Source organism: Bacillus sp. JJ634 (assembly GCF_036962285.1).
GTDB classification, from domain to species: domain Bacteria; phylum Bacillota; class Bacilli; order Bacillales; family DSM-1321; genus Peribacillus; species Peribacillus asahii_A.
Genome location: NZ_JBALMU010000019.1, coordinates 1 through 10475, shown reverse-complemented (window position 1 = coordinate 10475; position 10475 = coordinate 1). Strand labels below are relative to the sequence as shown.

Annotated in this window: 11 protein-coding genes; 4 read left to right on the top strand and 7 right to left on the bottom strand. The window is 37.9% G+C overall.

What is annotated here, in order from left to right:
- Positions 1-692 (top strand): TetR/AcrR family transcriptional regulator (locus V7068_RS03685; RefSeq protein WP_499711120.1); only part of this gene is annotated, 692 nt, incomplete at its 5' end.
- 504 nt (positions 693-1196) lie between these two features.
- On the opposite strand, the gene V7068_RS03680 is transcribed toward V7068_RS03685, so the two are convergent.
- The 4 genes from V7068_RS03680 to V7068_RS03665 all read right to left on the bottom strand — a co-directional run bounded on the left by V7068_RS03680 (position 1197) and on the right by V7068_RS03665 (position 4359).
- On the bottom strand, positions 1197-1526 hold the full coding sequence (locus V7068_RS03680) for an HU family DNA-binding protein (protein WP_252291542.1): 330 nt from the start codon (positions 1524-1526) through the stop codon (positions 1197-1199).
- A 155-nt stretch (positions 1527-1681) separates the two neighbouring features.
- Complete coding sequence (locus V7068_RS03675) at positions 1682-2887, bottom strand: MFS transporter (RefSeq protein ID WP_499711119.1); 1206 nt, start codon at positions 2885-2887, stop codon at positions 1682-1684.
- A gap of 245 nt (positions 2888-3132) precedes the next feature.
- Positions 3133-3951 carry an undecaprenyl-diphosphate phosphatase gene (locus V7068_RS03670; RefSeq protein WP_499711117.1) on the bottom strand — a complete coding sequence of 273 codons (819 nt, stop codon included), beginning with the start codon at positions 3949-3951 and terminating at the stop codon, positions 3133-3135.
- Positions 3952-4164: 213 nt separating this feature from the next.
- The gene (locus V7068_RS03665; protein WP_119117277.1) at positions 4165-4359 is read right to left on the bottom strand and encodes an alpha/beta-type small acid-soluble spore protein; all 195 of its coding nucleotides are present in this window, start codon (positions 4357-4359) and stop codon (positions 4165-4167) included.
- Between the two features lie 126 nt (positions 4360-4485).
- Here V7068_RS03665 and V7068_RS03660 point away from each other — a divergent pair, with 126 nt between their 5' ends.
- Together V7068_RS03660 and V7068_RS03655 are read left to right on the top strand one after the other, a co-directional pair.
- Positions 4486-5772 carry a glycosyl hydrolase family 18 protein gene (locus V7068_RS03660; RefSeq protein WP_499711116.1) on the top strand — a complete coding sequence of 429 codons (1287 nt, stop codon included), beginning with the start codon at positions 4486-4488 and terminating at the stop codon, positions 5770-5772.
- A gap of 106 nt (positions 5773-5878) precedes the next feature.
- Positions 5879-6871, top strand: a complete 993-nt coding sequence (locus tag V7068_RS03655) for a potassium channel family protein (protein WP_499711115.1) — start codon at positions 5879-5881, stop codon at positions 6869-6871.
- Between the two features lie 3 nt (positions 6872-6874).
- On the opposite strand, the gene V7068_RS03650 is transcribed toward V7068_RS03655, so the two are convergent.
- The 3 genes from V7068_RS03650 to V7068_RS03640 all read right to left on the bottom strand — a co-directional run bounded on the left by V7068_RS03650 (position 6875) and on the right by V7068_RS03640 (position 10009).
- Positions 6875-7276, bottom strand: a complete 402-nt coding sequence (locus V7068_RS03650; RefSeq protein ID WP_499711114.1) for a YugN-like family protein — start codon at positions 7274-7276, stop codon at positions 6875-6877.
- Positions 7277-7381: 105 nt separating this feature from the next.
- Complete coding sequence (locus V7068_RS03645; protein ID WP_499711113.1) at positions 7382-8728, bottom strand: glucose-6-phosphate isomerase; 1347 nt, start codon at positions 8726-8728, stop codon at positions 7382-7384.
- A gap of 117 nt (positions 8729-8845) precedes the next feature.
- The gene (locus tag V7068_RS03640) at positions 8846-10009 is read right to left on the bottom strand and encodes an iron-containing alcohol dehydrogenase (RefSeq protein WP_499711112.1); all 1164 of its coding nucleotides are present in this window, start codon (positions 10007-10009) and stop codon (positions 8846-8848) included.
- Positions 10010-10153: 144 nt separating this feature from the next.
- Between V7068_RS03640 and V7068_RS03635 the strand changes: the two genes are divergently transcribed.
- Positions 10154-10387 (top strand): DUF378 domain-containing protein, encoded by a 234-nt coding sequence (locus tag V7068_RS03635; protein ID WP_127761880.1) that lies wholly within the window; start codon positions 10154-10156, stop codon positions 10385-10387.
- The last annotated feature ends 88 nt before the right edge of the window (positions 10388-10475 follow it).

Here is a 10475-nt window from a genome sequence, read left to right as displayed (position 1 = left end):
TTGAAAGAGAACGAAATGAATTGCTTATTGGACAAGATCCTGCTGATATAGAAATTTTCATTAAACAAATGGAACTACGCATGCATTCCCATAAACGAAATAAATTGTTCATACTCGTTGAAGAAGTGTTTTTTTCAAATGATGAAGAATTGAAACAGTTTATTAAACGAAGTAAATTTTTCGAATTACGCTGGTTATATAATCGTTTTGTAGATATCTTCGGTGAAGACAAGAAACCCTATTTATTAGATTGCGCCATTATGTTTTTCGGAATCTTGCAGCACCAATCTCTTTATCACAGTACAACGAATTTAGATTTTAGTGAAACTGAATTAATTCGTTATTGTACGGACCGGCTAACAACACTTGTTGAAGATGTGAGCCAAAGAAAAGTGCAGCTAATCTCACCGGAACAATTCAGTACTTGGTTTCCAGATTGTTCAAATGATAAACAATCGTCTAAAAACGAAATACTCCAAAGCATCGGTACATTAAAAAAAGAAATCGCCAAACTTCCAAATGATACAGAGCGAAAAAAATATGTGCAATTGCTTGATTTTGTCCAAGAAGAATTACTATTAAAAAATGCTCCCCGTTATTTTCTAATTGAAAGTGCTATTTTATCCTTGAAAATATGCCCAGCTCTTCAAAAAACGAAAGCTCTTGATACATTAAAAGCATTTATTGAGTAGGTCTGGTTTACAAAAGCGAGGCGACTGTTTAGCCCCGACAAGCATTTCACCTTATGACCTCGAGGGGCTAGGAGCCGCAGCTAGATGAGGACAGTAAGCGTAGGATAAAAATTGACACGAATTCATCCCATATTTCTACACTCGGCTAATCAGAAATAAGGAAACGAGCACAAAAAGGCGAGAAGCTACTAACAGCTCCTCACCTTTTTCTTATCCTTCGCTTCTCTCAAGACTTTCAGACTAACTTCTTGTCTTTCGGATTGTATAAAACCGTTTATGATACTTTTCTTTCACCCAATCATCCGCTTGATTAGGCTACCATTTACTTTTCAGATATCCAGATTGTCCAGGAGCAACCATACCATCGTTCCTGTCTTGAGTTAATATTCATCTGAAAATTCACATCAAAAAAGCTGACATTTAATCAGCCCTTTCCTCTATCATTCCTATACTTTAAACGTACATATCACGCTCTCCATTTCAGCAGCCAATTTCGCTACTTTTTTATCGCTTTCGTCTAATTTCAATGACTTCCTTTTTATCATAGGTGATATAAACCGTTTCACCAATTTTATAGTTAATATAGCGATCGCAATCGATTTCTAACGTCTCACCGTTACTAAAATCCATTGCACAATTTGACCCTTCTTCTGTTTGCGAAACAGAAATGACTTTTTCTGTTTCAAACCCAATGGCTTTCCCATCACCGAAGTGAGGATAATATTTTTCTTCAATCACGACTTTTTCTAGGCCTCTCGGATTTACAGAAGTGAAAATGGTGAGTGTAACAAATACCCCGACTAAGAATACTAGAATAATTGCTTTAGGATTCAATCACACACTTCCCTTTTGATTAGAAAACTCGACTCTGGTTCGCTTTTAAGACAGAGACTCTGTTCTCCTTATACTATCAGCCTTAAATTGGCTACTAAACTGAGATTACTTCTCAGCAACCAATCCTACATTTTAGTAGTACAAGAAAATATATTTCAGAACAAGCGTGAATATGCTCGTTTCTTCACCTTCTCAATCGATAACGAACACATCATAGCCAACATAAGTAAAATGGATACAGAAGCAATCACGCCGGGCCATGCGAATCGATGCAGAAATAGTCCGCCTACAGCCCCAACGATACTCGAACCTGCATAATAAAATAATAAATAGAGAGAAGAAGCTTGAGCTTTCTCTGTTTTATCCGCAAGCAGCCCCACCCAGCTGCTCGCAATCGAATGGGCACCAAAGAAACCAAATGTAAATAATGCTAAACCGATTATCTTCAATGCTAAAGGAGCAGCTAATGTAACAAGAGCGCCTACAGCCATAATCAAAATACCTAATACCATTACTTTTGTCCGTTCAAACCGATCCGCCATTTTCCCCATCCATGTCGAGCTAAATGTACCTACTAAATAGATAAGGAAAATGAAACCAATCACTGTTTGTGACAAATTATATGGTGGTTCCATAAGCGGAATGCCTACATAATTATAAACAGTAACAAACGAGCCCATTAAAAAAAAGGCAATCAGAAATAAACAAATAAGCTCTCGTTTTTTCAAATTATTTAGTAACGATTGCTTCATCCAAGAGAGCGAAATAGAGTGACGAACTGTATGTTGAGGTGCAGGCAACATCCACCAAAAAGCGACACTAATGAGTAAACTTAACACACCGAGGCTTCCAATGGCTACTTGCCAAGAAAAATGATCTGTTAATACTCCAATAATCAACCGGCCTGAAAGTCCGCCAATACTCGAACCGCTCACATATACTCCAATCACATACCCTAAGCTTTTGGGGTGAAATTCTTCATTAATATAAGCCATTGCGATTGCTGGAAATCCAGCTAATACTGCACCTTGCAAAGCTCGAATAGCAATGAGCGTATACAAATTAGACGTTAAAGCGACACATATTGATAAAATAGCAGATAAGGTTAACGCTATCCCCATCATTTTTTTTCGATTAATCTTTTCGGATAAAAACGAAACAATCAACAAACAAATGGCTAATGTCCCCGTCGAAAACGAAAGCGTTAAACTCGCTGTAGCCGGCGTCACACTGAATTGTTTAGCAAACATTGGAATCACTGGCTGTGTGCTATATAAATCCGCAAACGTGACAAAGCTTCCAAGAAATAACGCTAAAAGGGTGACTCGAAATGACTTTCCTGATGGCTCAATATACTTCACAATCTTCAGACCTTTCGACATGAACTACTATTATCGTAATGCTTTTTCCGAATATTGTCTATTTCCATATATATAGGTTCCACTTGTTAAAACGACCTAAAAATGTTTATTGGAATACGCTGTTGATTTTTAACTCCTGCTTGTGTGAGACCGTGTTCTCACACGCTTTTCAGCTATAATGAAATGAACATAAGCTTGTTTCACACAGCCAAAAAAGCCTCACCGAATGGGGAGGCCCTTGCACTTTACCAAATAATAAACATTAAAATAACAGCGATAACAATACGATATATCGCAAATGGTGTAAGCTTAATTTTATCAATCAACTGTAAGAAGAATCTAATAAAAATAAGCGCAAAAATGAAGGCACTTACGAAACCGACAATGAAGAATGGAATCATATCAGGTGTAAATAACTCCCAATATTTCATCATTTTCAATAAACTCGCACCGGCCATAATTGGCACAGCCATAATAAAGGTAAAATCAGATGCCGCTCGGTAGCTCATCCCAAGTAATACCCCGCCTGAAATGGTTGAACCGGAGCGTGAAAATCCTGGCCATAGGGCGATACACTGAAACAAACCAACCTGAAATGCTTGTTTATATGTAATCTGATCGACAGTTTGTGCCGTTACCTTTGGACGGAACTTATCTGCAGCAATCATTAAAAATGCTCCAAAAAAGAGACCTACTACAACCGTTTCAACAGAAAATAAATATTCATCAATCCAATCTTCAAACAATAGACCAAACACCATGGCAGGTAAAAGTCCAACAAAAATTTGTAATAAATTCAACTTCGGACCGTTTACAGACTCTTTTTTCTTCAAACCTAATAGGTCCATAAATCGACCCCAAAACAAAACCACAACCGCTAAAATAGAACCAAGTTGAATCACAACTTTAAATGCATTTGCAACTTCACTACCTAACAATTCTTGCGATTTTAACCATAAATCATCGACAATAATCATATGTCCTGTTGACGAAACAGGAGCAAACTCTGTCAGTCCTTCAACAAGCCCTAAAATAACGGCTACAAATAATTCCCATAAATTCATCTTGCCACCTCAGCATTTTTTACTTACATAGCTAGATTCTATCGCTTGTTCACTATAAAGTCTAATGTAAATTGCTGAAATCTTTATGTACAATAAGTAAAATAATAACATCCTATACTTTATAAAACGCTTTATTATCAACAAATCCTTACAAACAGGAAAAAGAAGGAGAACCATGCTCCTTCTTTTTCAATCCATATTTATTAAGTTTAATTAACGACCGCCTAGTTGTTGTTCAGCCATTTGTACTAAACGCTTTGTAATTTCTCCACCAACTGATCCGTTTGCACGGGAAGTTGTGTCAGGCCCTAAATTCACACCAAATTCACTAGCAATTTCATACTTCATTTGCTCAAGAGCTTGTTCTACTCCAGGCACTAATAAGTTGTTGCTATTGTTATTTGCCATGTTTATCACCTCCTAGTACTATTATCTTTCATCATTCAAAAATTATAATTGCCAAATTAATGCATCATGAATCGTTATTCAAACACATACAATTCTTATATCGTAGTGTTTTAGGAGGGAAGTACATTGCAAATCCACGTTGTCAAACCAGGTCAAACGTTATTTAGCATCGCTCAAACATATAGCGTCGGTGTCGATAGAATTATTCAAACAAATCAGCTTCCAAATTCCAACAATCTTGTCACCGGTCAAGCACTTGTCATTCCGATTATCGGCAGTTATCATTTCGTACAACCAGGCGACAGTTTATATACAATCTCAGAAAAAGCAAGCATTCCATATGAACAAATTGTAAGAGCCAACGGCATTTCCCCTGCTGCCCAATTAACCATTAACACTCGTCTCTACATCCCAGCTCGTCAAAAAACAACAGCTGAATTTGTCGGTTATGTGGAGTCCCGCGATGAAACTGTTTCAAAAACGCTAGAAGCATCCGCCATAGAAAGTGCTCCTTATTTAACTCACCTTGCCCCTTTTAGCTTTCAAGCACTTCGGGATGGCTCATTAAAGGAACCGATACTAAGTAATTTCTCAGACATCGCTAGAGATAATCGGACAATCTTAATGATGGTCATCAACAACCTTGAAAACGGCCAATTTAGCGAAGAGCTTGGTTATATCCTATTAAACAATACATCTGTACAAAACAAACTGTTGAATAACATTGCAACGACTGCACAAAAATACAACTTTAAACATATTCATTTTGACTTCGAATATCTTCGTTCTACTGATCGAGAAGCATATAATCAATTTTTACGAAAAGCAAAAGAACGCTTTCAAAAAGAAGACTGGCTCCTTTCCACCTCCTTAGCTCCAAAGACAAACAGGGAGCAAAAGGGGCGTTGGTATGAAAGTCACGATTATAAAGCACATGGTGAAATTGTTGATATGGTGGTAATTATGCCCTATGAATGGGGTTACAGCAGAGGTCCTGCAATGGCTGTATCACCGATTGGCCCTGTTCGCCAAGTATTGGAATATGCCGTATCTGAAATGCCTTCAAAAAAAATTTTAATGGGGCACAACCCATATGGCTACGATTGGACCCTTCCATTCGTGCAGGGAACGACAGCTAAGGCTGTTAGTCCCCAACGAGCTATTCAAATTGCCGCTGCAAATCAGGTTGCCATTGAATATGATAACAAGGCACAAGCTCCTCATTTTCGTTATAAAGACAAAGAAGGAAAAGAACATGAAGTGTGGTTTGAAGATGCTCGTTCCATTCAGGCAAAATTCGATTTATTGAAAGAATTAAAATTAAGGGGAATGAGCTATTGGAAATTAGGACTTTCCTTCCCTCAAAATTGGCTGCTCATTAGTGATAATTTTAATGTTAGAAAGCGTAGTTAATCCACTCGCCTTCCCTCCTAACGGGGGGCTTTATTCGTTTTATACCTTATGAACCTTTCCTTTTTTGCCCATACTATGGAAAGGCTCGAAAGGTGGATTTTCTAAAATGTCTTATACAAATATTGTTAGCCGTAAATTTTCACGTATCCCCTATTTATTGAAATTGTTATCTATTGTTTTCGTATTTTTGTTTCTATTCGGGACACTCATTCATTTAATTGAACCAGACACTTTCCCTAAAATAACCGATGGAATTTGGTGGGTAATTGTAACAATAGCAACAGTTGGCTATGGAGATTATGCACCAAAAACCTTAGTCGGCAGAATAATTGGCACTATACTCATTTTAACTGGTGTAGGCATTCTTACCTCCTATTTTGCATCCATTGCTAAAGTAGCCATTTCAAAAGAAGAACAATTTTTAAACGGCACAAAAACTTTTAATGGAAGTAACCACTATATTATTGTCGGATGGAATGAACGTTCAAAAACAATTATTGAGGAAATTCATGAGAGGAGACATGAACAAGCCATTGTATTAATTGACAATACATTACGAGAACATCCTCTTCCACGAACAAATATCCATTTTGTACATGGAAGAGCAACTGTAGATGAGGTGTTATTAAAAGCAAATATAAGAGAAGCCTCTCTGGTCCTCATTACGACTGATTTTAAGCAGAACGAAATGCAGACCGATATGTTTTCTATTTTAACCTTACTTGCCGTAAAAGGTTTGAATCCAAATGTATATTGTCTAGTAGAAATTTTAACCCAAGAACAGAAAGAGAATGCAAGAAGAGCTGGAGCAGATGGATTAGTGGAAACTAATAAGTTCACTAGTGAATATATACTGCATTTCCTGCTATCGGGACAAGCGGTCGAAATTCAAGGAGAATGGTTTGGCATTCATATTGCTGAACTAGCTATGCAGCATGAATGGGCACATCTAACGTTTCAGCAATTAAGCAATCTTTTGTTAGAGCAGGATATTCTTTTAATTGGCATTATGAGAGGAGGCAAAAGACGATTTAAACCCCCTGCTCACACCCCCTTACAAGCGAATGATTCTTTATTAATCATGGCAGAAAGTTATTAAACGTTATAGCAATGCCTTTTCTACATCTTGGATAAGGGATTTCCCATAGGAAATATACTCCTCTGGGAAATCTGCGTCTGGGTCTTCTGGAGTAGAAAATTGGTTAAAGGAGGCAGAAAAATTACCGATATTTCCTTCCTGATCCAAATTCCCTTCATATTGATGTGCTAACAAATAAGGACGCAATAGCCTGACTTTTGCTCCATCACGATCAAGCGTCCCATCAACAGCTTGGAATGGAAGACGCAGAAATTGATAACCATCTTCATCATTAATTAGATAATCAAAAGAACCGTGGTCATAATCCCAATTTCCACCAATTACATAACCAAGAGGTTTCAGCTTTTGTTCTAGATCCCATAAACTAAATGTTTTCCCTTCCAATTTGGATGAAACTTCAATCATGGCTAAAACTCCTTCTACCTATTTTTTTCTTAGTGTAGCCAAATGCCTTTAAAACATGCTCTTAAAGAAAATGAGTGCCTTCACCGGAAGACACTCTTCAAATCATTATAAGCGCAGCTCTAACTCCTCTTTTTTAGCTTCATAACCGGGTTTCCCGAGGAGAGCAAACATATTCAACTTATACGCTTCCACACCCGGCTGATTAAATGGATTGACGCCTAAAAGATATCCTCCGATTGCACATGCTTTTTCAAAAAAGTAGACGAGATAACCGAACGTATAGGCATCCATCGCCGGAATCGTCAGTACTACATTCGGAACTCCTCCGTCTGTATGAGCAAGCAATGTTCCTTCAAACGCTTTATTATTTACATAATCAATCGTTTTACCAGCTAAGTAGTTCAAGCCATCTAAATTAGATTCAAGCGCTTCGATAGTAAGTTCATGCCTCGCTCGTTCTACCTTAATAACTGTTTCAAATAATTGACGACGTCCTTCTTGAATATATTGTCCTAAAGAATGAAGATCAGTTGAAAAATTAGCCGCTGCTGGAAAGATCCCTTTTCCGTCCTTGCCATCGCTCTCACCAAATAACTGCTTCCACCATTCAGCAAAGTACTGTAAACCTGGTTCATAACTAACGAGCATTTCAACTGTTTTTCCTTTATGGTATAAAATATTTCGCACAACTGCGTATTGATAGGCCTGATTTTGATCAAGCTCAGAAGAACGCAGCTCGCTATGAGCTGCCTTTGCTCCTTGCATAACGTCATCAATATTGATTCCACAAACAGCAATAGGTAATAAACCGACTGCCGTTAACACGGAATATCTCCCTCCGATATCATTTGGAATCATAAACGTTTCCAATCCTTCTTCCGTAGCAACTTTTTTCAAAGCGCCCTTTACGGGATCCGTAGTCACAAAGATACGTTGTTTTGCTTCTTTCTTTCCATATTTCTGCTCTAATAATTTACGGAAAATACGAAAGGCAAGCGCAGGCTCTGTTGTCGTTCCTGACTTGGAAATGACGTTAATAGAAAAGTCTTTATCTGCTAATACATCCATTAAATCTTGCATATATGTAGAACTAATATTATGACCGACAAATACAATTTGCGGTGTTTTTCTTTTCCCCGAAGACAATGAGTTATAGAAGCTATGCTGTAACATTTCAATCGCAGCACGAGCACCTAAATACGAGCCGCCAATTCCAATGACAAGTAAAATCTCTGAATGATGTTGTATATCAGCAGCTGCCTTTTTAATTCGTGAAAATTCTTCTTGATCATAATCAGTAGGTAAATCGAGCCAACCAAGAAACGCATTGCCTTGTCCTGTCATTTCGTGCAGAGAATGATGTGCCAGTTTTACAGCATCCTGTAAATATGTCATTTCATGTTGTCCAAAAAACGCCAACGCTTTTGAATAATCGAAACGTACATAGGCCATGCTCCTATTCCTCCTCTTCTCTATATCCATACCTCTTTACTAAAAAGCAGTTTTGTATATAACGCATTCTTCTAGATATCTTCTTAAGAACAACACCGCAATCACTAACGATCAGCCTTATAAAGAAGCACGTAAAATAGACAGAACATCCTCACGATTCAATACTTTAAATTGACCAAATTCACCATAGACCATCGCTTTATCAGCCATCGTTTCTAATTGAGCATCATCGATTCCATAGTCAGCTAAGCGAGTCGGAGCACCTAAACTGCGCCAAAATGCAGACAACGATGCAACTCCTTCTAGTGCCGTTTCTTCATCTGTTTTACCTTCCGGATTCACTCCAAAAACTTGGATGGCGAATCGCTTAAAGCGTTCTACATTATCAGGTAATACATGCCTCATCCAATGCGGGAATAAAATGGCTAATCCACCACCATGCGGGATATCATAAACAGCTGAAACTGCATGCTCAATATTATGAGTCGCCCAATCACCACGATAACCAACCCCAAGCGAACCATTTAAAGCAAGTGTACCTGCATACAGAATTGTCGCACGGTGATCATAGTCATCTAACTTTTCTAATAATTTAGGAGCTGATTCCATAACCGTCAACAGCAGAGACTCACAAAAACGATCTTGTATCGGGGCATAAGTTGCTGGATGAAAATATTGCTCAAACACATGGCTCATAATATCTACAATCCCATAAACCGTTTGATCTTTCGGAACTGTAAATGTATAAACAGGGTCTAGAATAGAAAACTGTGGATATGTATGCGGACTGCCCCAGCCTACCTTCTCCTTTGTTTCCCAATTTGTAATAACGGAACCAGAATTCATTTCAGAGCCAGTTGCCGCCAATGTTAACACGGTTCCAAATGGCAAAGCACCTTGGACCATTGTTTTTCTAGTAACAATATCCCAAGGGTCTCCTTCATATTTAGCCCCTGCCGCAATGGCTTTTGTACAATCAATTACACTTCCTCCGCCAACAGCTAAAATAAACTCGATGCCCTCCTTTTTACAGAGCTCAACACCTTTTCGAACCGTTGATATCCGCGGATTTGGCTCCACTCCGCTCAACTCAAACACTTTTGCATCGATTTGAGTTAACTGAGATAGAACCTCTTCATATACACCGTTCCTCTTAATGCTCCCTCCTCCATATACAAGTAAAACCCTTCGTCCAAAAAAGGAGACTTCTTTCGGTAAAGTATTCAATTGACCTTTACCAAAAATAATTTTTGTTGGATTTTTAAAAGTAAAATTTTTCATATTCCCCACCCCTTTTCACCATTATGACTAAAATTCCAATTAAATACAAAAAATCCGCATAAAAAATTTTAAGTCGTACATATATCGTAAAAGAACAAGCAAAATAGTATAGAAATGATTTTTAAAATAAAAGGAGGATACACTATGAGTGGTATTCAGCGATTAGCACTTGTTTTTACTATTATCGGAGCCATCAATTGGGGACTAATTGGATTTTTCCAATTTGATTTAGTAGCGTCTATATTCGGTGGACAAGGTTCCGCATTAGCACGAATTATCTACGGAATAGTAGGGATTGCTGGTTTAATAAATCTTGGTCTTCTCTTTAAGCCAAGTACTGAAGTTGCAAGAGACCCTGAAACACGTCCAACCCGCTAAGAAAAATGAAGCGAACTAACGGATAATCCATTCTATACAAAAAAATTTTCATACAAAAGAGGCTGATTATACAGCCTCTTTTGTATGA

Bases quoted from the DNA above. Each gene is read 5' to 3' on its own strand.
- V7068_RS03670 (WP_499711117.1), bottom strand. From the start codon at position 3,951: ATGAATTTATGGGAATTATTTGTAGCCGTTATTTTAGGGCTTGTTGAA.
- V7068_RS03665 (WP_119117277.1), bottom strand. From the start codon at position 4,359: ATGGCAAATAACAATAGCAACAACTTATTAGTGCCTGGAGTAGAACAA.
- V7068_RS03655 (WP_499711115.1), top strand. From the start codon at position 5,879: ATGTCTTATACAAATATTGTTAGCCGTAAATTTTCACGTATCCCCTAT.
- V7068_RS03650 (WP_499711114.1), bottom strand. From the start codon at position 7,276: ATGATTGAAGTTTCATCCAAATTGGAAGGGAAAACATTTAGTTTATGG.
- V7068_RS03645 (WP_499711113.1), bottom strand. From the start codon at position 8,728: ATGGCCTATGTACGTTTCGATTATTCAAAAGCGTTGGCGTTTTTTGGA.
- V7068_RS03640 (WP_499711112.1), bottom strand. From the start codon at position 10,009: ATGAAAAATTTTACTTTTAAAAATCCAACAAAAATTATTTTTGGTAAA.
- V7068_RS03635 (WP_127761880.1), top strand. From the start codon at position 10,154: ATGAGTGGTATTCAGCGATTAGCACTTGTTTTTACTATTATCGGAGCC.